A 22,587-nucleotide genomic window follows, 5' to 3' on the forward strand; every position below is an offset into this window, starting at 1 on the left:
CAAGGAGGACGCCATGACCTTTCCCATCATCAGGCGCCGCACGCTGCTGGGCGCCTTCGGCGCCGTCACGGTGGCCGGCGTCGTGGGCTGTGGCGGGGACGAACCCGCCGCGGGCAGCCTGGAGGAGGTCGTCTACCAGCTCTCCTGGACCCACTCCGTGCAGTTCGGGGGGACCTACCTCGCCCGCGAGCGCGGCCTGTTCGAGGCCGAAGGGCTCAACGTGCAGCTCGCTGCGGGTGGCCCCAACGTCGCGGGAGACGCCAACACCGTCAGCGGCGGCAGCCTCGTCAACATTTCGGCAGCCGACGGTGTGGCGAGATCCAATGCGGAGGGCGCGGACCTCGTGATCGTCGGCGCGCAGTACCAGAAGTTCCCGGGCACCATCCTGTCCCTGGCGACGGCCCCGTTGAAGCGGCCGGAGGACCTCGTCGGCGCACGGATCGGCGTTGCCGGGGCCGACACCCCGGGCTTGAACTCCTTCCTCGCCACCAACGGGCTCACGCCTGATCAGGTGGAGTTCGTGCCCAGCCAGTACGACCCCGCTGTGCTGACGGCCAAGCAGGTCGACGGGCTCTTCTGCTTCTACAACGACCTCCCTGTCGCCCTCGCGGTGCAAGGGGTGGAGGGCCATTCGATGTTGCTGGCCGACTTCGGCTACAACCCCATGAGCCAGACCTACACCGTGCTGCGCTCCAACCTGGAGGATCCCGAGAAGCGCGATCAGATCCTGCGCCTGCTCCGGGCCGACTTCCAGGGCTGGCAGCTGTACCGCGAAGACCCGCAGGCCGCGGCGGAACTCACCGTCGAGGCCTACCCCGATGCCGGCCTGGACCTGGAGACCCAGCGCAAGCAGGCGGAGGTCCAACTGGACATCATGTTCTCCGAGGCCACCGACGAATCGGGCTTCGGCTGGTTCTCGGACGAGCAGATCACCGACAACCTCGCCCTTGTCGACAGCCTCGGCATCGAGGGGGCCACCGCAGAGCTCTGGGACCGTTCCCTGCTCGAGGAGATCTACGAGGACGGGCCCACGGCGTGAGCGCAGAACCCGCCCCGGCGGCACCGCAGGTGACCTGCCGGGCGGTGTGCAAGACGTTCCACACCGCGCGCGGCGAACTGGTGGCCCTCGGCGCCACCGACCTCACGCTCGCCGCCGGCACCGTCACCGCTCTGGTGGGCCCCTCCGGCTGCGGGAAGTCCACGCTGCTGCGCATCCTCGGCGGCCTGGAGCAGCCGGACCCGGGCGGTGCGGTGCTGGTGGGGGAGGAGGCACCCCAACAGATCCGACGGCGGGGTGAGCTCGCCATCGCCTTCCAGGACGCGTCCCTCCTGCCCTGGCGCACGGCAGCGGGCAACGTCGCCCTCGCCCGGAAGCTCGCCCGTCAACCCGCAGACCCCGAGCGCGTGCTGGCGCTGCTGCGGATGGTGGGTCTCGAAGGGTTCGAGCACTCCCGGCCCGCGCAGCTGTCCGGCGGCATGCGTCAGCGCGCCGCCATCGCCAGGTGCCTCATCACCGAGCCGCGGCTCCTCCTCCTGGACGAGCCGTTCGGCGCCGTCGACGAGCTCACGCGCCGCCGGCTCAACATCGAACTGCCGCCGCTGTGGTCGGACACCGGCACCACCACGCTGCTCGTGACGCACTCCGTCACGGAGGCGGTGCTGCTGGCGGATCGGGTCCTCGTCATGTCACCGCGCCCCGGCTCCATCGTCGCCGACCTCACCGTCGACCTCGCCCGGCCCCGGACTGCGGAACAGCTGCGCTCTGACCGCTTCCGCGAACTCGTGGAGGAGATCGGCGCCCTGCTGTCGGTCGACGGAGAGGCCTGAGGCCGTGGCGGACCGAGGCCGGCCGGCTGCCCTCGCCCGTCGGGTGCTGATCTGGGTGGCCGTGGTGGCCGCGTGGGAGGTGCTCGCGCGGACCCTGTTGGCCGGCCGGCACCTCCTGGGCGCCCCGTCGGGCATCGTCGGGAAGCTGGTGGCCAAGGCCGGCGTCTACGGACGCGGGCTGCTCTACACGTCGGGAGAGGCGTTGTGGGGCTACCTCCTCGGCAACGGCGCGGCTGTGCTGCTGGCGCTGCTCGTGGTGCTGCTCCCGTGGTCCGAGCGGCTCGTGCTGCGACTGGCGCTGGTGGTCTACTGCCTCCCGCTGGTGGCGCTGGGGCCGCTGCTGCGCCTGGTGTTCGGGCTGAACGACGGCCCCCAGATCACGCTGGCGGCCCTGGCCGTCTACTACCTGACGCTGGTCCCGTTGCTGGTGGGGCTCCGTGCGCTGCCGAGCGCCTGGTTGGACCTGACCGCCATCTACGGCCGAGGCCGATGGGTGACGCTGGTGACCGTGCGTGCCCGGGCCGCGTTGCCGTACCTCATGGCGGGGCTGCAGACGGCTGTGCCCGCGGCGTTCCTCGGTGCACTGGTGGGCGAGTTCACCGGGGCCGAGCGCGGCGTCGGCGTCCTGTCCATCCTGGCGCTGCGCAGCCTGGACACCGACGGCCTCTGGGCCCTGATGCTCCTGGCCACGGCCGTGTCCCTGCTGGGGTACCAGGCGGTGGCGGCCCTGGCCCGGCGGATCGCTCCGGAGACGCCGCCCGTCCTGCTCGCGCCGTCGAACGCGAGCCCCCGCCCCGGGTGGCGCCGGGCGCTGGAGTCGACAGGGGGAGCCCTGGTGGCCGCGGTGCTGGTGATCGGCGGGTGGGCGGCCGGGTTCGCCGCAGTGGGGCTCGATCCGTATTTCGCCAAGCGACCCTGGCACGCGTGGGAGTGGCTCGTGGCCGGTCCTGAAGCCCCAGCCAACCGGGCCGGGCTGCTCGACGCCGTGGCGGAGACGGCGACCGTCGCGGTGCCCGGCTACTTCGCCGGCCTCGCCGCCGGGGTGGTGCTGGCCGCCGTCTTCTCGCTGTCGGACCGTACCCGCGAGGCACTGACCCCCGTCGCCGTGGCGTTGCGGTGCGTGCCCATCATCGCCATCGCGCCCCTGCTGGTGGCGGCACTCGGACGGGGCGCCTTCGGGACCGCCGTGGTGGTGGCGATCATGACGTTCTTCCCGACGATGGTGGCGTGCCTCTACGGCCTCAGCCAGCTGCCGGGGCAGGTGGCCGATGTCTTCGCCACGTTCGACAGTTCCCCTGGGCGCACCCTGTGGCTCGGACGCCTCCCCGCCATGGCGCCGGCCTTCTTCGCCTCGGCCCGGATCGCCGCCCCCACCGCGCTGCTGGCGGCGACGGTGGCGGAATGGCTGGCCACGGGCTCGGGGCTGGGCAACCGGATGGCGGTGGACGCGGCCACCAGCCAGTACACGTCGCTGTGGGCCACCGTCGTGGTGGTGACCGTGCTCGGTCTGCTCGCCTACACGGTGGTCGAATTCGTCGAAGCGCGGGTGCTCGCGCGCGTCGCGCCCGAGCAACTGCGCTGGTAGGTCACCTGCGCAGAGCGGCGGCCACTGTCGCCACGGTGGCGGACCACGTCTGGATCCCAGCGCGGCCGGCCAGCGCCTCTGCCCGCCAACGCCGGCGCACGTGGGCGTCGGTGAGCCAGGCGCGCAGTTCCGCGGCCAGGCCGACGCTGTCGCCGGGGGTGAACTGCGAGCCGCTCGTCTGCGCCTCGACAGCCCCCGTGCCGCCGCTCACGATCGAGGGGATCCCGCGGGCCGCCGCCTCCGCCACGACCATGCCGTACATCTCGGCGCGCGAGGTGTGGATGAGCAGATCGGTGCCGGTCCACACGGCCTCGAGGGCGAGGCCGGTGCGTGCTCCGGTGACGGACACGCGCCCAGCGAGGCCGAGCTCGGCGAGCCGCTCACCGGCCAACCGGGTGAGGGTGGGGTCCACATCGTCTGGCCCGACGAGGCGCGCCGTCCACTCCAGGTCCGGCACGTGGGCCAGTGCCTCGATGAAGGTCAGCGGGTCCTTGCCCGGAGTGAGCCGCGAGAGCCACAGCAACGACGGTGCTCCGGCTGACTTCCCAGGCCCGGGCCCCGTCGCAACCCCGGGCCGGGCCACGACGGCGTCGGCGCGCCCATAGCGCCCGGCCACCTCGGCGGCGGCCCACGCGCTGGGGACCACCAACCGGCTGGCCGCCCGGACCGCCAGGCCCTCGGACGCGCCCAGCTTGGCGCGCTCCTCCAACGACAGGGACGGGTCATCGGCGGGGAAATAGTGCATCAGCAGCGTCACCCGTCGGCCCTCTGCCACGGCGTCGATGATCGCCTCGGGTGCCGCGGAACCGACGATGTTGTCGACCAACCACTCCTCGCCGGTGGCGAGCAACTGGAGGAGGGCACGCCGCTCGCAGTCCGTGGGCAGTGGCCAGGCCCCCTTCACCGGTCTGACCCGGAGGTCGACCCCGGCGGCTGGCAGGCCCGCGATGAGCTCGTCGTCGTAGCGGTTACCGCCGCTGGTCTGGGGGCTGCGCCAATGAGCGAAAGCGATCGGGGCCACGGTGCCTCCTCCTTGGACGTCCTCTGCATCATAAGCAGCCACCCGCCAGAGCGCCGCCGCTAGGCTCAGGCGATGAGCACGCCTGCGTACGCGCGACTGGGCCGCTGGGTGACGGAGCTGAGGCTGACCCCGGCGGACCGGATCACGCTGGGCAGGGCTGCTCTCGGCGGCGTCTGCGCAGTGCTGGTGGCGCTCGGCTACCTCGATTACCTGCCGGGGCGCAGTTGGGCGCTGTTCCTCGTCGCGCTTCCGACGGCGTTGCTGGATGCCGTGGACGGCGCCGTGGCGCGCCGCACCAACACCGTGACCGAGCGCGGCGCCCGCTGGGACGTGGCGGTCGATTCGGCGGTGCTCCTCGCGCTCAGCCTCGCCCTGGTGCCGCTGGCCCCCTGGATCCTGCTGATGGGCGCCGCGCGCTATCTGTTCCTGTTGGGCGGCAGGTTCCGTCCGCAGTGGCTCCTCCCGTTGCCGTTCAGGCAGTCGCGCCGGCTCATCGGCGGCCTGCAGGCCCTTGTCACCGTCACGGCCCTCGCGCCGGTCGTCCCCGTCACGGTGGTGCAGTGGAGCACCGGCCTCACCGTCGCGCTCGTGGCCTACTCCTTCGCCCGCGACATCCGCTACCAGGAACGCCGCCGCGCGTACTGAGCCACCGGCCGCACCCGGACGCAACCGACTCAGGAAGCCTGAGCCTCGAGACTCCTCTGTGCTACTGTATTAAGTACCTAATACAGTGAGACACCGGGAGGTGAGATGGAGTTCGACGCAAGCAGCCCTATCTGGCTTCAGTTGGTCGACGAGTTCATCCGTCGCATCGTCACCGGCCAGTGGGAAGCGGGGGCCCGGATCTCCGGGGTCCGCGACCTGGCTGGCGAGCTGAAGGTGAACCCCAACACCGTCCAACGCGCCCTCGCCGAACTCGAGCGGCAGGGCATGACCAGGTCCGAGAGGACCACCGGCCGTTTCGTCACCGACGACCCGGCCGTCATCGAGCAGGCCCGCCTCGGTCTCGCGGCGGGCGCGGCAGATGACTTCGCGCGGCGGGCCCAGGGGCTCGGCATGAGCCTCACCGCCGCCCGCGACCTACTGGGCCGACGCTGGTCGGCCCCCGCAGAAGGAGCCCCAGAATGACAGCACCGGCGATCCAGATCGCCCACGTGACCAAGAAGTACGGCGCGTTCCCTGCCCTCAACGACCTGAACCTCTCGCTCGAGGGTGGTCAGATCGTCGGGCTGCTCGGGGAGAACGGTTCCGGCAAGACCACCCTGTTGAAGGTGTTGGCCGGGGCACTGACGCAGTACGACGGCGAGGTCCGTGTGCACGGCGCCCCCATCGGGCCGGACACCAAGGCAATGGTGAGCTTCCTGCCCGACGCGAGCTTCCTGGCAGACAACGACACCATCGACGGCTGCGTGGGCATGTTCAAGGACTTCTTCGCTGATTTCAGCGAGGTCAAGTGCCGCGATCTGCTCAAGTTCTTCCAGCTGGACACCCACCGCAAACTCAACACGCTCTCCAAGGGCATGCGGGAGAAGGTCCAGGTTGCCCTGGCCATGTCGCGCGACGCAAAGGTCTTCCTCCTGGACGAACCCATCTCCGGCGTCGATCCCGCGGCACGGGAAGTCCTGCTCGCCGCCATCGTCCGGGATCTCCCGGAGGACGCGCTGGTCCTCATCTCCACCCACCTCATCCACGATCTCGAGCCCGTCCTCGATTCCTTCGCGTTCATGCGTTACGGGCAGATCCTGCTCAGCGGTTCGGTCGACGACCTGCGGGCCGAGCGCAACATGTCCATTGACCAGCTATTCCGGGAGGTCTACCGATGGTCGGCAAACTGATCAAGCACGAAATCCGGCGCACCCTGCGCTGGTACCTCATCATCGTCGCGGGAGCGGTACTCGTCGTCGGTCTGGCGACGCTGGCCGCCGTCCTCCTACCTGCCCCGATCAACACCCTGTTCGCCGTGCTCACCATCGTAGGCGCGGCCGCCGTGCCCACCGCGGTGCCCGTGTGGCTCGGGTTCGACTTCTACCGCTCGTCCTACTCGAAGACGGGGTACCTCACGCGGGCCATCCCCGTGAAGGGCTCGACGATCTACTGGGTGAAGTTGCTCTACGCCTACGTGCTGAGCGTCATCGCCCTGGTGGTCGCCGCAGGGCTGGGTTATCTGGCCGCAGTGTCCTTCGCCGTGGTGGGCGGCGGATCGGTGGGGGGTGTCAACGACGCCATCGCCGGCGCGCTCGACGCGATGGGGCGGATGCTCCCTGGCTGGGTGATCGCCCTGTTGGTCGCGTTCATCCTCGTCTGGCCCTTCGTCTGGCTCGCGTCGTACTACTTCGCGGCGGCCGTCGGCAGCGAGGCTTGGAGCAGCAAGATGGGGATCGGGGGCCCCGTCCTGGTGTGGTTCCTCTTCTACGTGGTCGGTCAGGTCACCGCCATCCTCGGCGCGTTCCTCCCGTTGCAGTTGGTCTTCGACGAAGCGGGGACGGTGGGCTTCCAGGCCCGCCTGGTCAACATCTTCACGATCGAGGAGCAGAGCGTCGTGCCCGTCGGAGTGTTCCTGACGATGCTGGTGCTCTCGGCAGTGGCGATTGTCTGGGCGTCGGTGTCGTTCGACAAGAAGGTGGAGTTGCGCTGATAGCGTCGTCCGCCGTGGACAGATACGCGCGAGACGTCTTGGCACCGGGCTGGCAGAAGGCCCATCTGAAGCAGACCCGTGACGTGGCAGTCGAGCTTGACCAGGTGGTCGAGTTCGACGACTTCTGCGGCGCGGTGGTCGGCTGGGAGAACGGCCTCGTGGTGCTGGAGGACCGGCACGGCAAACGCCGCTCCGCCCCGTTCGGGCCCGGCTTCCTGCTGGAGGGCGAGCCCGTCGCGCTCCGGGCCCCGCTGCGGGGCGGGCCGGTCAGGCCCAAGTACACCGCCTCGGGCTCCAGGGCGAGCCAGGAGCGCGTCAAGGCCAAGGTCGCGCTGCCCAGCCGCATCTACGTCGAAGGCCGCCACGACGCGGAACTCATCGAGAAGGTGTGGGGGGAGGACCTCCGGCACGTGGGCGTCGTCGTCGAATACCTGGGCGGCATCGACGACCTGCCGCGCATCGTGCAGGACTTCGGGCCCGAGCCCGGTCGTCGGCTGGGCGTGCTGGTCGACCACCTGGTGCCCGGCTCGAAGGAGTCGCGGATCGCGGCCGAGGTCTACCGCGCCGGCCACCGCGACGTCGTCCTCATCGAGGGGCACGAGTTCATCGACATCTGGCAGGCCGTCCGCCCGGCCCGCATCGGCCGCAAGGCCTGGCCGGTGGTGCCCCGCGACGTCGACTTCAAACTCGGCACCCTCAAGGCCCTCAACCTGCCGCACGCGGACCAGGCGGACATCGCGCGCGGCTGGCAGGCGATCCTCGCGCGGGTCAGCAGCTGGCGCGACCTCGAGCCACAACTGAACACCAAGGTGGAGACCCTCATCGATTTCGTCACGCAGGACCACCTCGGCGCCTGACCCCGGACAGACCACTAAGGTAAGCGACATGGACACCGAAGGCATTCTGGGCCTGCTCAAGGAGACCGCTGCGGAGATCATCACCCCGCGGTTCAGGCTGTTGGCCGACACCGACGTCGACGAGAAGAAGCCCGGAGACCTCGTCACCGTCGCAGACCACGAATCCGAGGTGTACCTCACCCGCCGGCTGAAGGAAGCCTTCCCGAACGCCGTCGTCGTGGGGGAGGAGGCCGTCTTCGCGGACCCGTCGCTCCTCAAGGGCCTGGGCAACGCGGACCATGCCTTCATCATCGACCCCATCGACGGCACCCGGAACTTCGTCCACGGCCGCGACGAACACGGCGTCATCCTCGCCGAGGTCCGCGGCGGCGTCACCACCCGGGGCTGGATCTGGCAGCCGCAGACCGGTCGGGCCTATGTCGCCGAGCGGGGGGCCGGGGTACAGCTCAACGGCGGCCCCATCGAACGCCGGCGCCATGACCGCCCGCCGCTGGGCGCCTCGTCCAAGCGCAAGCTCCGGGGCTTCGACGCCGACGGCAAGCTGAGCCCCGTGGTGCGCAGCCACTTCGCGTGCTGCTTCGACTACCCGGCCGTCCTCGACGGCACCTTCGACTTCATGTTCTACTCGAGCCTGCACCCGTGGGACCACCTCGCGGGGTCCTTGATGGTGGTGGAGAACGGCGGCATCAGCCGCACGATCGACGGCATGGATTACAGCCTCACCTCACGCTCGCGCGGTGGCCTGCTGGTCGCCGGCGACACGCTCAGCTGGATGGTGGCCCAGCAGAACTGGCCCATCATCTGAGGTTCGCTCAGATCAGGGGCAGGTGCCTCTTCGGCACGACGCCCTTGGCCCTCAGCTCGGCATAGGCCTTCGGGAGGGCCACGGCGAGCGTCTCGGCGGTGAAGGGCCACTCCGTGGCCGCTGCCGCGTCCTGAAGTTTCGTGCCCTGGTGGATCAGCATCTCGGTCTGGCCGTAGAGCATGCCGATCTCGGCGCGCTGGATGAACGCGTAGTCGCGGTCGACAACAGCGCCGTGGCCGGGCACGAACCGCGTCGTGGCGTTGGCGGCGCCCAGGACACCGTCGAGCACGGTGGGCCAGTTGCTCAGCGAACCGCGGTCGTCGATCTGCGGGTCCGAGCCCTCCTCCAGGAGGTCGCCGGCGAAGACGACGTTCTCGCCGGGCAGGAAGACCAGCACATCGTTGTCGGTGTGGCCCTCGCCGAAGTGCAGCGCCTCCACCCGCAGGTTGCCGAGATCCAACGCCAGCGCCATCGAGAACGTGCGCGAGACCGGAACAGCCGTGAGTTTCTCGTGGGCGATGGAGATGACCTCGCCCCCCATGCCGGCCAGGCCGTTGACGTGGTCGTGGTGATCGTGGGTCAGCAGGACGTGCGTCACTGGGACGCCGGCCAGCGCGGTGGCCGAGGCGAGGATCTCCGCACCCTGCTCGGGCGAGTTACCGGTGTCGATCAGCATCGCCCCGGTCTCGCCCACGATCAGCCCGATGTTGACCCGGTGGGGTTCCACGGTGGTCACGAAGACGCGGTCGGTCACGGGGGTCCAGTCGAGTGTCATGATGCCCATCGTAGGGGCGGTACACTGGCACTCGGTAAACGAGAGTGCCAATGATTAGGCTGCTGCACCGAGTGTGGAGGTGACGTGATAGACGACCGCAAGTTCGACGACCGAAAGCTCGAAGTCCTGAAGGCCATCGTGACCGACTACGTGGCCAGTCGTGAGCCGGTCGGCTCGAAGGCCCTCGTGGAGCGGCACAAGCTTGACGTCTCGGCAGCCACCGTCCGCAACGACATGGCGGCGTTGGAGGAGGAGGGCTACATCACGCAGCCCCACACCAGCGCCGGCCGGATCCCCACAGACAAGGGTTACCGGCTCTTCGTCGACAAACTCGCGCGCATCAAGCCGTTGTCGGGGGCAGAACGCACCGCCATCACCACGTTCATGAACGGCACCGCTGACATCGACGACCTCGTGATGCGCACCGTCCGCCTCCTTGCCCAACTGACCCGGCAGGTCGCCATCGTGCAGTACCCCGTGGCGCAGCACGACGTCATCCGGCACATCGAACTGGTCTCTCTGACCGCCGAACGTCTGATGGTGATCGTCGTGCAGTCCTCGGGGCGGGTGGACCAGAGTGTCCTCGATGCTCCGGCGCTGGATGAGGCCCGTCTGCACGGGCTGCGGCAGAAGTTGGCCTCCGCGACGGTGGGCCGGGCCGCTGCGGATGCCGCCGACGCCCTGGTGAGGGTGCTCGACACCATCGCACCGGAGGACCGGGCGTTCTCCGCCCCGGTCGTCGCGACGGTCCTGGAAACCATCGCTGCCGAACCCGCTTCGCAGGTGGTGGTGGCCGGCGTCCCGAACCTGGCCGGCGCCGCCTTCGAGACCAACATGCGCCCCCTGTTGGAGGCTCTCGAGGAGCAGGTCGTCCTCATGCGTCTCCTCGGCGAGGCGGGCGGTGACGACATCACCGTCCGCATCGGGCAGGAGAACACCGCCCAGGGGTTCCAGTCGACATCACTGGTGGCCTCCGGATACGGTGCCGATTTCCGGGCGAGCCTCGGCGTCGTCGGACCCACCCGGATGGACTACCCGTCCACCATCGCCGCGGTGCGCGCCGTGGCTCGTTACGTGAGCAGATTCCTCAACGAAGGCTGAACGCAAGAAATATGAGCAAGGATTACTACGCCATCCTCGGTGTCGAACGCGACGCAACCCCTGAAGGCATCAAGAAGGCCTACCGCCGTCGTGCCATGAAGGTCCATCCCGACGTCGCCCACGAGGACGCGGAGGCCGCAGAGAAGTTCAAGGAACTCAGCGAGGCCTACGAGGTGCTGAGCGACCCGAACAAGCGTGCGGTCTTCGACCGTGGCGGTGACCCCATGGCGGGTGCGGCCGGTGCGGGCTTCTCGGGCTTCGGCGGCGGGTTCGCCGGTGGCTTCGACTTCACCAACCTCGTCGACGCCATGTTCGGCCAGGCCGGCAGCCGTGGGCCGCGTTCCCGCGTGCGCCAGGGCCAGGACGCGCTGGTGCGCGTCTCCCTGGATCTGCACGAGGCAGTGTTCGGCGTCACCAAGCCGGTGAAGGTCGCCACCGCCGTCGTCTGCCCGAAGTGCACCGGCTCCGGCGGCGAGCCCGGGTCTGAGCCGGTGACGTGCTCGACCTGTAACGGCAACGGCGACATCACCCAGATCCAGCGCAGCTTCCTCGGCGACATCCGCACCTCGCAGGCGTGCCCGACGTGCCGTGGCTACGGCACGATCATCCCGCGCCCCTGCGGCGAGTGCTCCGGTGAGGGCCGCGTGCGCACCACCCGCACCCTCCAGGTGAAGATCCCCGCCGGTGTCTCCACGGGCATCCGGATCCATCTCGAGGGCCAGGGCGAGGTGGGCCCGGGCGGTGGCCCCGCCGGCGATCTCTACGTCGAGCTGGCCGTCAACAGCCACGAGAGCTTCCGCCGCGACGGCGACAACCTCGAGATGGTCGTCAAGCTCCCCATGACCGCCGCTGCGCTCGGCACCACCGTCGCCGTCACCACCCTCGAGGCGGAGTGGGAGAAGTCCGACGTCGAGGACCGCACCGTCTCCCTCGAGGTGCCGTCCGGCACCCAGTCCGGCACCCGGATCGCGCTGAAGGGCCGAGGCGTGCCGCGCCTGCGGGGCGGTGGCCGGGGAGACCTGGGCGTCACCCTGCTGGTGCAGACCCCCACCAGGCTCGACGACCACCAGCGCGACCTGATGCTCCAGCTCGCCGAGGCCCGCGACGAGATCCGGGCGGAGGCGGTCACCGCCAAGCCGGGCAAAGCGGGTGTCTTCGGCAAGCTGAGCGAGTGGTTCTCGTGACAGATCCCCTCTTCCTCGCCACGTTCGACGACACCGTCCGGCCTGGCCAGCGCGTCGTCGTCATCGGCGATGAGGCCCACCACGCCGTCAGCGTGAAGCGGATCCTGACAGGGGAGAGCGTGATCCTGGCCAACGGCGAAGGACTCGGGGTGCGGGGCACGGTCGTGGACGCCGCGAAGCGTGAGCTCACGGTCGAGGTGACCGAGGTATTCGACGACGAGCCCCCCGCGCTGCGGTGGGGCGTCGTCCAGGCGCTGGCCAAGGGGGACCGCAGCGACCTCGCGGTGCAGATGGCCACGGAGCTGGGCGCCCGGCGCATCCTGGCGTGGCAGGCGTTGCGCTCGATCGTGCGCTGGCAGGGTGACCGGGGAGCCAAGGCGCTCGAACGCTGGCAGGCGACGGCGCGCGAGGCGGCCAAGCAGTCGCGCCGCTTCGCCGTCCCGGTGGTCGAGGCGGCCGCCACGGCACAGGTCGTCGAGGCGATCCGCCAGGCGGACCTGGCCCTCGTGTTGCACGAGGACGCCGCGTTGCACATCGCCCAGGTGGAACTTCCCGACGAGGGCATCGGCCTCGTCATCGTCGGTCCGGAGGGTGGCATCTCACCGGAGGAGCTGGAGGCCTTCGTCGCGGCCGGTGCGCAGGCGGTGCTGATCAGCGACGGGGTGCTGCGCACCTCCACCGCCGCTGCGGTGGCGCTGGGCCAGCTCGACGTGCTGGCGCGCCGATGAGTTTCTCGTTCGACGTCACCCACCGCCTTGACGGTGCCCCGGGGCGGGCGGGCGTCATTCACACTCCGCACGGCCCCATCGAGACCCCGGCGTTCATCGCCGTCGGTACCAAGGCCACGGTGAAGGCGGTCCTTCCCGAATCCGTCGCCGCCACCGGCGCGCAGGCCGTGTTGGCCAACGCCTACCACCTGTACCTCCAGCCGGGCTCCGACATCGTCGACGAGGCCGGTGGCCTCGGCAGGTTCATGAACTGGCCCGGGCCGACCTTCACGGATTCCGGCGGGTTCCAGGTGATGAGCCTGGGCGCCGGCTTCAAGAAGGTGCTGGCCATGGACACCAAGGGGATGGTCGACGACGACGTCATCGCCGAGGGCAAGGAGCGCCGCGCCCACGTCGACGACGACGGCGTGACGTTCAAGTCGCACCTCAACGGCACCATGCACCGGTTCACCCCGGAGATCTCGATGCGTATCCAGCACGAGTTGGGTGCCGACATCATGTTCGCCTTCGACGAGCTGACCACGTTGATGAACACCCGCGGCTACCAGGAGGATTCCGTGGCGCGCACGCACGCCTGGGCGGTGCGCTGCCTGGCGGAACACGCGCGGCTGACCAGGGAACGCGCCGACAAGCCCTATCAGGCGCTGTTCGGCGTCATCCAGGGCGCCCAGTACGAGGACCTCCGACGTCGGGCCGCCCAGGGCCTTGCGGCCCTGGAGGTGGACGGCCACGGCTTCGACGGCTTCGGCCTGGGTGGGGCGCTCGAGAAGGAGAACCTGGGGCAGATCATCGGCTGGATGGTCGAGGAACTCCCCGAACGCAAGCCCCGCCACCTGCTGGGCATCTCCGAGCCGGACGACCTCTTCGCCGCCGTCGAGATGGGGGCCGACACGTTCGACTGCGTCAACCCGTCACGCGTGGCCCGCAATGCGGCCATCTACACCGCCGACGGGCGCTACAACGTCAACACCGCGGCCCACCGTCGCTCGTTCATCCCCCTGGAGGACGGCTGCGACTGCTACACCTGCACGCACTACACCCGGGCCTACCTGCACCACCTGTTCAAGGCCAAGGAGATGCTGGCGTCGACGCTGGCCACCATCCACAACGAACGGTTCACGGTGCGGTTGGTCGACACGATGCGCCAGACGTTGAAGGACGGCTCGTTCCACGCCTTCCGTGACGAGTTCCTGGGCAGCTTCTACAGCGGTCGTTGACCGCCGCCGGAACCCTCAGGCGACGTCGTCGTAGGAGGGTTCGTGGCGCTTCACGAGCTTGATCACCTGGTAGGTCACCGGCAGGAACACCACCTCGACCACCACCTTGTAGACGTAGCCCACCAGGATGTAGTTCAGCAGGGTGCCGCCGGTGATGATGCCGGCGAAGGCCACGGTGCAGAAGATGATGGTGTCTGCCCCCTCGCCCACCACTGTGGAGCCCAGGAGCCTGGCCCACAGGCCGCCCTCGCGGGTGCGCTGCTTGAGCTTGACCAGCACCCAGGCGTTGAGCAACTGCCCGGCGAGGTAGCCCAGGGCCGAGGCCAGCACGATCCGCGGCACGAAGCCCAGCACCGCCTCGAACGCCGCCTGGTTACCCCAGTCCGCGGCCGGGGGAGCGGCGCCGACGACCAGGAAGGTCAGCGACGCCAGGATGGAGACGGAGAAGCCGATGAAGATCGCCCGCTTGGCGCCCCGCATGCCGTAGACCTCGGCCAGCACGTCGCCGATCACGTACGTGAGGGGGAACAGGAACGCGCCCCCGTCTGTGATGATCGGCAGGATGGGGAAGCCGAAGACCTCCACATCCGGGCCGAACTGGATGAGCTTGACCGCGGACACGTTGGAGATCAGCAGAAGCGCACAGAACAGGGCCACGACGATGTCGTAGACGCCGCGCTGGCGGGTCGCAAACTGTGCGCTCATGGTCTGTTCCTCAAGGCTGGTCGGCACCCCGGAACTATATATCGCCCGCGCGTTTGTGCCCGCTCCCCGCCCGCTGGTGGCAAACTCAGTACATGGACGACATCACCGAGACGGTTCCTGAAGAATCAGTGCAGCTGGACCAACTCCAGCCGGACGACTCCTTGATCTACCGCGGGGTCGACGACGTTCTGGATGAGGGTTACATCACGCCTGACGACTGGTCGCCCGCCATGGGCTTCGGCAACACCGCCGAAGAGATGCGGCAGGGCGAGACCATCGACATGCGGGTGAAGCAGGAGTTGCCGGACAGTACGCCGGAGCAGGACGAGCACTGGAACCCCGGCGACGAGCCGCGCGAAGTGGGCGGCGAACGCGCCGGCCGGCTGATGCGGGTCCAGGGGCCGGGTGGCAGCGAGACGCTCGGTGTCGACGTCGGCTTCAGCGGAGGTGCCGCCAGCGCCGAAGAGGCTGCGATGCACATCATCTCCGACGACGACGAGGATGACGCATCCTTGGACGTAGACTGATGCATCGGCGCTGACCAGCCCATGTACCCACCGATCAAGGAACTGCCCTGAACAACAACTCTCTCGACCAGCAGCATGCCGTGCGTAACGTCGGGGTGCCCCCGTCGATCGACATGGTCAACCTCCTCGGCCCCCGCGACGAGTACCTGCGGATCCTTGAGGAGAACCTGGCCGCAGACCTGCATGTGCGGGGTGGGCAGGTGACCCTGTCGGGCAAGGCAGTCGACGTGGCGCAGGCCGCTGACGTCATCACCGAACTCGTCACCATCCTCCGCACCGGGCAGGGCCTCACGTCGGAGACCGTCGAACGGGTCCTCCAGATGGCGGACGAACCCAACGCCACGGCCTCGGAGGTGCTCACCCAGAACATCATCTCCTCGCGTGGCCGCACCGTCCGTCCCAAGACGCTCAACCAGAAGCGGTACGTGGACGCCATCGACCAGCACACCGTCGTGTTCGGCATCGGGCCCGCCGGTACCGGCAAGACCTACCTCGCCATGGCGAAGGCCGTGCAGGCGCTGCAGGCCAAAGAGGTCAGCCGCATCATCCTGACCCGCCCGGCCATCGAGGCCGGCGAGCGGCTCGGATTCCTCCCCGGAACCCTGAACGACAAGATCGACCCGTACCTGCGGCCGCTCTATGACGCGCTCCACGACATGGTGGACGCAGAATCGGTGCCCAAGCTGCTCACCTCCGGCACCGTCGAGGTCGCCCCGCTTGCCTACATGCGCGGCCGCACGCTCAACGACGCGTTCATCATCCTCGACGAGGCCCAGAACACGTCGATGGAACAGATGAAGATGTTCCTCACCAGGCTCGGCTTCAACTCGAAGATCGTCGTCACCGGCGACATCACCCAGGTGGACCTGCCCGGCGGCATCAAGAGCGGCCTCCGCGGGGTCCAGCACGTCCTCGACGGGGTGGAGGACATCGAGTTCTGCACGTTGACCAACCGCGACGTCGTCCGCCACAAGCTCGTCGGCCGGATCGTGGCCGCCTACGACCAGTTCGAGAGCCTGGCCACGGAACGGAGGCGCGCGCAGTGATCGATCTGAACAACGAATCCGGTGTCGAGGCCGACGAACTGGGCCTGATCGAGCTGGCTCGCTTCGCGCTCGACAAACTGCGGATCCATCCGCAGGCGGACCTGTCGATCGTCCTCGTCGATGAGGAGACGATGGCGCAGTACCACGAGCGGTTCATGGACCTCCCCGGCCCCACGGACGTGATGAGCTTCCCCATGGACGAGCTCCGGGCGCCGGATGAAGACGAGGAGCCGCCGCTGGGCCTCCTCGGCGACATCGTGCTGTGCCCGCAGGTGACGGCGCGCCAAGCTGCGGACAACGGACGGGAGCCTGACGCGGAGGCGGAGTACCTGCTCATCCACGGCCTGCTGCACCTGCTGGGCCACGACCACGCGGAGCCGGAGGAGAAGGCCGTCATGTTCGGGCTCAACGACCGGATCATCGCCGCCTGGGAATTGGCACGGCCCGGACGCTCCTGAGAGGCTGGGGCCGACGTCCCGTTGGCGACCCTCAGGAGTAGCGATGTCCACCAGGCCTCACGCCCGGTCCGAGTTGAGGCGCAGCCTGGGGCTGTGGGATGCGATCGCCATCGGGGTGGCCTCAATGGTGGGCGCCGGCGTCTTCGTCGTCTGGTCACCCGCAGCCGCTGCGGCGGGCGACCTGCTGCTCGTCTCCCTGGTGATCGCCTCGGTGGTCGCCTGGGCCAACGCCACGTCGTCGGCGCAACTGGCTGCGCAGTACCCGGCCGCCGGCGGCACGTACGTCTACGGGCGTGAGCGGCTGGGGGAGTGGGCCGGCTACCTGGCCGGGTGGAGCTTCGTCATCGGCAAGACTGCCTCGGTGGCCGCCATGGCGCTCGCCTTCGCCGCCTACCTGGCGCCCCAGGGCTGGGAGAAGCCGGTTGCTGTGGGTGCCGTCTGGGCCCTCGTCGTCGTCAACCTCCTCGGCGTGAGCCGCACGGCCCAGGTGGCCAAGGTGCTCGCCTCGCTGGCACTGATCGGGATCTTCACCGCGCTCGGGGTGGCGTGGTTCGGAGGCCGGGGCACGGCCACGTTCGGGTGGGCGGACATCGACGGCAGCCCCTACGGCGTGCTGCAGGCGGCGGGCCTGCTCTTCTTCGCCTTCGCCGGCTACGCCCGCATCGCCACCATGGGCGAGGAGGTGCGCGACCCGCGGCGCACCATCGGCAGGGCGATCATCACGGCGCTCATCATCGTGCTGCTGCTCTACGCCGTCGTCGCCGTGTCGCTGCTGATCTGGGTCGGGCCGGAGGTGCTCGCGGCCTCCAGCGCGCCGCTCTCGTTGCTGGCCACCGCGTATCCCGTCGCCTCGGGCATCCTCACGGGGGGAGCGGCGGCCGCCATCGCCGGGGCGCTCCTGGGGCTGCTCTCCGGCATCGGCCGTACATTCCTGGCCATGTCTCGCGAGGGTGACCTACCACGGTTCTTCGACCACACACATCCCCGCACGAAGGTGCCGCACCGCATCGAACTGCTACTCGGAGTCGTCGTCAGCGTGGTGGTCATAGTGGCGGATCTGCGCGGCGCCATCGGCTTCTCGTCGTTCGGCGTGCTGCTCTACTACTTCGTCGCGAACGTCTCTGCCTACACGCAGGACTCTGAGCACCGCCGGTACCGCAGGGCCTGGCAGGTCGTGGGGGCGCTGCTGTGCCTGGTGCTGGTGGCCACGTTGCCCTGGCCGTCGGTGCTGGGCGGGGTGGTCGTCCTGGCTGTCGGAGTGATGTGGCGCCTGCTGCGGCCACGAGCGCTGCGTTAGACTCCAACGCACCATGAATTGTCTTCCGAGTGAGCGAGTTGATCGAATCCCGTGACGCAGTCCGAATGGATTGAACTGGGCATTGCCCTCCTCTGCGCTATCGGCGCGTCGCTGCTGGCTGCGGTTGAGACCGCGCTGAGCGTCATCACCAAGTCGCGGGCCGAGCGGCTCGTGGAAGAAGACGTGCGCGGCGGCGACCGCATCCTCCTCATCACCCAGGACCCGGCCCCCACCATCAACGCCGTCATGTTCGCGCGGATGGCGCTGGAGATCAGCTCCATCGTGGTGGCCACCATCGTCATGTTCACCCAGTTCGAGGTGGACTGGCAGCGGGCACTGGCCACGATCGCGATCATGCTGGTGGTGTCGTTCATCCTCTGGGGCGTGGCACCCCGCACCATCGGTCGCCAGAAGCCGGAGGCGACGCTTCGTGCCTTCGGCCCGGTGATCAGCGCCCTGACCACTGTGCTGGGCCCCGTCGCCCAACTCATGGTGTACCTCGGCAACGCGCTGACCCCCGGACGGGGGTACGCTGACGGCCCGTTCGCCACGGAGGCCGAGCTACGCGATCTCGTCGACATGGCCCAGGCGCACGACCTCATCGAGGCCGGCGAATCGAAGATGATCCACTCGGTCTTCGAACTGGGCGACACCATCGTCAAGGAAGTCATGGTGCCCCGCACCGACGTCGTCTTCGTCACCCGCGACAAAACGCTGCGGCAACTCCTGTCACTGGCCCTGCGCTCGGGCTTCTCTCGGATCCCGGTCATCGGGGAGAGCCTCGACGACGTGCTGGGGGTGGCCTACCTGAAGGATGTGGCCAAGCGCATCCACGACTTCCCGGACGCCGAACGGCTGGAGACGGTGGGCGACATCATGCGCCCCGCAGCCTTCTGCCCGGATTCGAAGCCCGTGAGCGAGCTCCTGCGGGAGATGCAGCTCAGCCATTCCCACCTCGTGATGGTGATCGACGAGTTCGGCGGCACCGCCGGCCTGGCCACCATCGAGGACATCCTCGAGGAGATCGTTGGCGAGATCGTCGACGAATACGACCACGACACCCCTGCCGTCACTGAGCTGGGGGAGGGTCGCTACCGGATCTCCTCGCGGTTGCCGCTCGACGAACTCGGAGCCCTGTTCGGCGTCGACCTCGAGGACGACGAGGTCGAGACCGCCGGGGGCCTCATGGCAAAGCTTCTCAACCTCGTCCCGATCCCCGGCTCACGCGCCGTCGTCGGCGACCTTGAACTCGTCGCCGACCGCGCCGTCGGCCGCCGCCACCAGATCGGCACCGTGCTCGTGCGCCGTCTGAGCCGCGACGAACTGGACCACCACATTCCCCAGGAGAACACAGATGACTGACTCAACCTTCCGCTCCGGCTTTGCCTGCTTCGTGGGCCGGCCCAACGCGGGCAAGTCGACGCTGACCAACGCGCTCGTCGGCCAGAAGATCGCCATCGCCTCCAGCAAGCCCCAGACCACCCGGCACGTCGTGCGCGGCATCGTCACCCGTGACGACGGCCAGCTGATCCTGATCGACACCCCGGGGCTGCACAAGCCGCGCACGCTGCTCGGCCAGCGACTGAACGACCTCGTCTACGAGACGTGGGGTTCGGTCGACATCGTGGGTGTCTGCCTCCCGTGTGACCAGCGCATCGGTCCCGGCGACAAGTTCATCATCGGCGAGATCGCCCAACTCCAGCGCAAGCCGAAGCTGGTGGCCCTGGCAACCAAGACCGACCTGGTGAACCCCCAGCGCATTTTGTCGCACCTGGTCGACATCGCCGCGGTCGCGGAGGAACTCGGCATCGAATGGTCAGAGGTGGTGCCCTGCTCCGCCACGGAGGGCGACCAGCTCGACGTCGTGCGGGACTCGCTCATCGGCCTGCTGCCGGAGGGCCCGCAGTTCTACCCCGACGGTGAGATCACCGACGAGCCCACGGAGACACTCATGGCGGAGCTGATCCGCGAAGCGGCCCTCGAGGGGGTGCGGGAGGAACTGCCCCACTCGATCGCCGTGACGATCGACGAGATCCTCCCCCGGGCGGACCGGCCCGAGGACAAGCCCTTGACCGATGTCTTCGCCACCATCGTGGTGGAACGCGATTCCCAGAAGGGCATCATCATCGGCCATCGGGGCGCACGGTTGAAGGAGATCGGCACCACGGCCCGCGAACAGATCAACCGGCTCCTGGGCACGCGCGTGCACCTCAACCTGCACGTCAAAGTGCTCAAGGAATGGCAACGCGACGCGAAACACCTCAACCGTCTGGGTTTCTGAACCGAAATCGCTCAGCTTGCACTGAGCAGATTGTTCAAGAGCCACGCTAAAGCGGTCAAGCGATCGCAAGTGCGCAGGCGGCCTGTTCATTACCCTGTTAACGGTAACTATTTGGTTACGGCGTGGTGTTCTTGGCTGGCCGGCCGGGGTTCATGTTCCTAGTATCAACACAAACAACCGCACCGGTTGACCTTGACCTTAAGGAAAGGACACACACGTGAAGAAGCGTGTTTACAAGCTGGGCGTGGCCGCCATCGTCGGCGTCTTCGCTCTATCTGCCTGCGGTGGCAACGACAACGGCAATGACGCCCCCGCCGATGACGCCGGCAGTGAAGTTGCACCCGCGGATCTCGAGACGACCATCAAGATCCTCGCGCCGTCCTACTCGGACAGCTCGAAGGCGGATTGGGATGCCATCACCAAGAAGTTCAATGAGGAGTACCCGAAGGTCACGGTTGAACTGCAGATCGATGGCTGGGAGAACTTCTCGCAGACCGTCCAGTCGCGCATCCAGGCCAACGACTACCCGGACATCCTGAACGACAACGCGTTCTCGTCGTCGGCTGAGGCCGACCTGCTCTACCCCATCGATGAGCTCCTGAGCGAGGAGACCATCAGCAACATCGACGCCGGCCTCCTGGCCAACGGCGAAGGCCCCGATGGCACGCAGTGGGCTGCTCCCGACATCGCGTCGGCCCGCATGCTCGTCTACAACACCGACCTCTTCGAGCAGGCCGGCGTGGTCGAGGCTCCGAAGACGTGGGAAGACCTCGAGGCTGCCGCCGAGAAGATCACCGCGCTCGGTGACGACATCTACGCCTACGGCATGCCCTTGGGCGCCGAAGAGGCCCAGGTCGAGTCCTCCCTCTGGGTGTGGGGCGCCGGTGGCAACTGGACCGACGGTGAGAACCTGAAGGCCGACTCCGACGTGGCCATCGAAGGCTTCACCCAGATGAAGAAGATGTACGACGCCGGCTACACGCAGCCCAACCTCGAAGACGATCGTCAGGACACCACTGACCTCCTCGCCGCGGGCAAGCTCGCCATGGCCATCGGCCACGGCCAGGTCGTCGGTGACGCCACCGCCAAGGGCATCAACGTGGCTCTGGCCCCGATCCCCTCGAAGGACGGCGAAGGCGTGGCCATCGGCGTGACGGACTTCATCGTCGCCTTCAACAACGACGATGCCGCGCGCAAGCAGGCCACTGCCGCGTACCTCGACGTGTTCTACTCCGATGAGGTCTACGAGCCCTGGTACAAGGGCACCGGCCTCCTCCCGGTGACCACTTCCACCATCGAAAAGGGCAAGGCCGAGGCCGAGGGCAACGAAGCTGCCTTCCTCGACGCCCTGTCCGTGGTGAAGTTCCAGCCCGTCTCGAACCCCCAGTGGGATGCGCTCCAGACCGCCCTGCAGGCCAACGCCTACAAGATCGGCACCGAAGAGCCCGCCGCTCTGCTCGAGCAGATCGAAGCTCAGGTCGCAGCCCAGAGCTGATCTGTCCGTGTGAAGGCGGGGTGGCACGGGTTTCCCCGTGCCACCCCGCGTCACGCGAACACCACCCACAATCACGAGAAGGGACGACAGCGGTGTCGTTGACAGCCACCCCCCACATGGTGGAGCAGGTAAAGAAGCGGAAGATTTCCGGAGGCTGGGAGACGCTGCGTGCGCTTCCCTGGCTGCTGCCCACCCTGATCCTGATCGTCGGGGTCGTGCTGTACCCGGCCGCGCTGATGATCTACACCTCGTTCTTCAAGTACAACAACAAGGGCATCCAGCGCAGCCCAGACCCCGTCGGCCTCGACAACTACATCGGTAAGGCCGGAGCCCTGACGTTCCCGGGTGTGCCGATCGGCCGGATCATGGCCAACACGGTCGTCTGGGTTGTGGTCGTGGTGGTCATCACCGTGCTGTTGAGCCTCGTCCTCGCGCAGTTCCTGAACAAGCCCTTCCGCGGCCGCAAGCTGCTGCGCCTTTTCATCATCCTCCCGTGGGCCTGCTCGGTCGTCATGACGGCCACCGTCTTCCGCTACGGGCTGCAGCAGAACGTCGGCCTGTTCAACCGCCTCCTGGTCGACACCGGCATCCTGGAGACTGCACGGGCCTTCACGAAGGATCCCGCCTCTGCGTTCTGGGTGGCTGTCTTCGTGGCCATCTACGTCTCGCTGCCGTTCACGACGTACACCATCCTCGCGGGCCTGCAGGCGGTCCCCACGGATGTCCTCGAGGCCGCGCACGTCGACGGTGCCCATTCGGCCCAGCGCTACTGGCACATCGTCCTGCCGCTGTTGCGTCCCGCCATCGCGGTGGCCGCCCTCATCAACATCATCAACGTCTTCAACTCGTTGCCGATCCTCCGGATCCTGCAGGAGACCCCCGGCTACCACAACGGCCACATCACCACCACGCTCATGTACGAGTACCAGTCCGCCCTCGGCCCCGGCGTCTCCTCGGCCCTCTCGGTTCTGAACTTCCTGTTCTGCCTCGTCATCATCGCGGTCTACCTGATCATCGTGCAGCCCACGAAGGAGGTGGCCTGA

At 68.3% G+C, this 22,587-nt stretch carries 24 protein-coding genes; 21 read left to right on the top strand and 3 right to left on the bottom strand.

The features are described from left to right. The first annotated feature begins 13 nt into the window (after positions 1–13). Genes ACX1DX_RS02600 through ACX1DX_RS02610 form a run of 3 tightly spaced genes read left to right on the top strand, consistent with a single transcriptional unit; the run spans position 14 to position 3,412 of the window. Positions 14–1,039 (top strand): ABC transporter substrate-binding protein, encoded by a 1,026-nt coding sequence (locus tag ACX1DX_RS02600; protein ID WP_459397564.1) that lies wholly within the window; start codon positions 14–16, stop codon positions 1,037–1,039. Then, complete coding sequence (locus tag ACX1DX_RS02605; protein ID WP_459397565.1) at positions 1,036–1,827, top strand: ABC transporter ATP-binding protein; 792 nt, start codon at positions 1,036–1,038, stop codon at positions 1,825–1,827. Before ACX1DX_RS02600 ends, ACX1DX_RS02605 begins: the two co-directional genes overlap by 4 nt. 4 nt (positions 1,828–1,831) lie before the next feature. Then, positions 1,832–3,412, top strand: coding sequence for an ABC transporter permease (locus tag ACX1DX_RS02610; RefSeq protein WP_459397566.1), 1,581 nt, complete (start codon positions 1,832–1,834; stop codon positions 3,410–3,412). Between the two features lies 1 nt (position 3,413). Here the strand turns inward: ACX1DX_RS02610 and ACX1DX_RS02615 are convergent, their stop codons facing one another. Next, entirely contained in the window at positions 3,414–4,433 is a 1,020-nt protein-coding gene (locus ACX1DX_RS02615; protein WP_459397567.1) for a glycosyltransferase family 4 protein, read from the bottom strand. A gap of 72 nt (positions 4,434–4,505) precedes the next feature. Here ACX1DX_RS02615 and ACX1DX_RS02620 point away from each other — a divergent pair, with 72 nt between their 5' ends. The 6 genes from ACX1DX_RS02620 (at position 4,506) to ACX1DX_RS02645 (ending at position 8,730) form a co-directional block, all read left to right on the top strand. Continuing rightward, on the top strand, positions 4,506–5,078 hold the full coding sequence (locus ACX1DX_RS02620) for a CDP-alcohol phosphatidyltransferase family protein (RefSeq protein WP_459397568.1): 573 nt from the start codon (positions 4,506–4,508) through the stop codon (positions 5,076–5,078). Between the two features lie 105 nt (positions 5,079–5,183). Continuing rightward, positions 5,184–5,561 carry a GntR family transcriptional regulator gene (locus ACX1DX_RS02625; RefSeq protein WP_182764756.1) on the top strand — a complete coding sequence of 126 codons (378 nt, stop codon included), beginning with the start codon at positions 5,184–5,186 and terminating at the stop codon, positions 5,559–5,561. Further along, on the top strand, positions 5,558–6,268 hold the full coding sequence (locus tag ACX1DX_RS02630) for an ABC transporter ATP-binding protein (protein WP_459397569.1): 711 nt from the start codon (positions 5,558–5,560) through the stop codon (positions 6,266–6,268). Before ACX1DX_RS02625 ends, ACX1DX_RS02630 begins: the two co-directional genes overlap by 4 nt. Further along, a complete protein-coding gene (locus ACX1DX_RS02635; protein WP_459397570.1) occupies positions 6,253–7,068 on the top strand; it encodes a hypothetical protein in 816 nt (271 codons plus the stop codon). The genes ACX1DX_RS02630 and ACX1DX_RS02635 overlap by 16 nt, the downstream gene beginning before the upstream one ends. A 14-nt stretch (positions 7,069–7,082) precedes the next feature. Next, entirely contained in the window at positions 7,083–7,925 is an 843-nt protein-coding gene (locus tag ACX1DX_RS02640) for a DUF3097 family protein (RefSeq protein WP_182764753.1), read from the top strand. 28 nt (positions 7,926–7,953) lie between these two features. After that, on the top strand, positions 7,954–8,730 hold the full coding sequence (locus ACX1DX_RS02645; RefSeq protein ID WP_182764752.1) for an inositol monophosphatase family protein: 777 nt from the start codon (positions 7,954–7,956) through the stop codon (positions 8,728–8,730). A gap of 7 nt (positions 8,731–8,737) precedes the next feature. Here ACX1DX_RS02645 and ACX1DX_RS02650 read toward each other — a convergent pair whose 3' ends face one another. Next, positions 8,738–9,505, bottom strand: a complete 768-nt coding sequence (locus ACX1DX_RS02650; protein WP_459397571.1) for an MBL fold metallo-hydrolase — start codon at positions 9,503–9,505, stop codon at positions 8,738–8,740. Positions 9,506–9,592: 87 nt separating this feature from the next. On the opposite strand from ACX1DX_RS02650, the gene hrcA reads away from it, so the two are divergent. From hrcA to tgt, 4 genes are read left to right on the top strand one after another with little or no spacing between them, the layout of a single operon-like run. Further along, positions 9,593–10,606, top strand: a complete 1,014-nt coding sequence (gene hrcA, locus ACX1DX_RS02655; RefSeq protein WP_459398164.1) for a heat-inducible transcriptional repressor HrcA — start codon at positions 9,593–9,595, stop codon at positions 10,604–10,606. 11 nt (positions 10,607–10,617) lie between these two features. After that, positions 10,618–11,790, top strand: coding sequence for a molecular chaperone DnaJ (dnaJ, locus tag ACX1DX_RS02660; protein ID WP_459397572.1), 1,173 nt, complete (start codon positions 10,618–10,620; stop codon positions 11,788–11,790). Then, on the top strand, positions 11,787–12,518 hold the full coding sequence (locus tag ACX1DX_RS02665; protein ID WP_459397573.1) for a 16S rRNA (uracil(1498)-N(3))-methyltransferase: 732 nt from the start codon (positions 11,787–11,789) through the stop codon (positions 12,516–12,518). Before dnaJ ends, ACX1DX_RS02665 begins: the two co-directional genes overlap by 4 nt. Then, on the top strand, positions 12,515–13,735 hold the full coding sequence (gene tgt / locus ACX1DX_RS02670) for a tRNA guanosine(34) transglycosylase Tgt (protein WP_459397574.1): 1,221 nt from the start codon (positions 12,515–12,517) through the stop codon (positions 13,733–13,735). The genes ACX1DX_RS02665 and tgt overlap by 4 nt, the downstream gene beginning before the upstream one ends. A gap of 15 nt (positions 13,736–13,750) precedes the next feature. On the opposite strand, the gene ACX1DX_RS02675 is transcribed toward tgt, so the two are convergent. Next, complete coding sequence (locus ACX1DX_RS02675; RefSeq protein ID WP_459397575.1) at positions 13,751–14,440, bottom strand: queuosine precursor transporter; 690 nt, start codon at positions 14,438–14,440, stop codon at positions 13,751–13,753. Between the two features lie 92 nt (positions 14,441–14,532). Here ACX1DX_RS02675 and ACX1DX_RS02680 point away from each other — a divergent pair, with 92 nt between their 5' ends. From ACX1DX_RS02680 to ACX1DX_RS02715, 8 genes are all read left to right on the top strand, one after another. Next, complete coding sequence (locus ACX1DX_RS02680) at positions 14,533–14,967, top strand: DUF5709 domain-containing protein (RefSeq protein WP_182764746.1); 435 nt, start codon at positions 14,533–14,535, stop codon at positions 14,965–14,967. Positions 14,968–15,080: 113 nt separating this feature from the next. Further along, positions 15,081–16,013 (top strand): PhoH family protein, encoded by a 933-nt coding sequence (locus tag ACX1DX_RS02685; RefSeq protein ID WP_182766618.1) that lies wholly within the window; start codon positions 15,081–15,083, stop codon positions 16,011–16,013. Further along, positions 16,010–16,471, top strand: a complete 462-nt coding sequence (ybeY, locus tag ACX1DX_RS02690; RefSeq protein ID WP_459397576.1) for an rRNA maturation RNase YbeY — start codon at positions 16,010–16,012, stop codon at positions 16,469–16,471. The genes ACX1DX_RS02685 and ybeY overlap by 4 nt, the downstream gene beginning before the upstream one ends. 43 nt (positions 16,472–16,514) lie before the next feature. Continuing rightward, entirely contained in the window at positions 16,515–17,768 is a 1,254-nt protein-coding gene (locus ACX1DX_RS02695; protein ID WP_459397577.1) for an APC family permease, read from the top strand. 51 nt (positions 17,769–17,819) lie between these two features. Further along, positions 17,820–19,130 (top strand): hemolysin family protein, encoded by a 1,311-nt coding sequence (locus ACX1DX_RS02700; protein ID WP_182764743.1) that lies wholly within the window; start codon positions 17,820–17,822, stop codon positions 19,128–19,130. Further along, a complete protein-coding gene (era, locus tag ACX1DX_RS02705) occupies positions 19,123–20,049 on the top strand; it encodes a GTPase Era (RefSeq protein WP_182764742.1) in 927 nt (308 codons plus the stop codon). The genes ACX1DX_RS02700 and era overlap by 8 nt, the downstream gene beginning before the upstream one ends. Positions 20,050–20,266: 217 nt before the next feature. After that, positions 20,267–21,544: an extracellular solute-binding protein gene (locus ACX1DX_RS02710; protein WP_459397578.1), complete on the top strand. Its 1,278-nt coding sequence runs from the start codon at positions 20,267–20,269 to the stop codon at positions 21,542–21,544. A gap of 92 nt (positions 21,545–21,636) precedes the next feature. Next, positions 21,637–22,587: a carbohydrate ABC transporter permease gene (locus ACX1DX_RS02715; RefSeq protein ID WP_459397579.1), complete on the top strand. Its 951-nt coding sequence runs from the start codon at positions 21,637–21,639 to the stop codon at positions 22,585–22,587.

The sequence above is a fragment of the Tessaracoccus zhenghani genome (assembly GCF_054552775.1).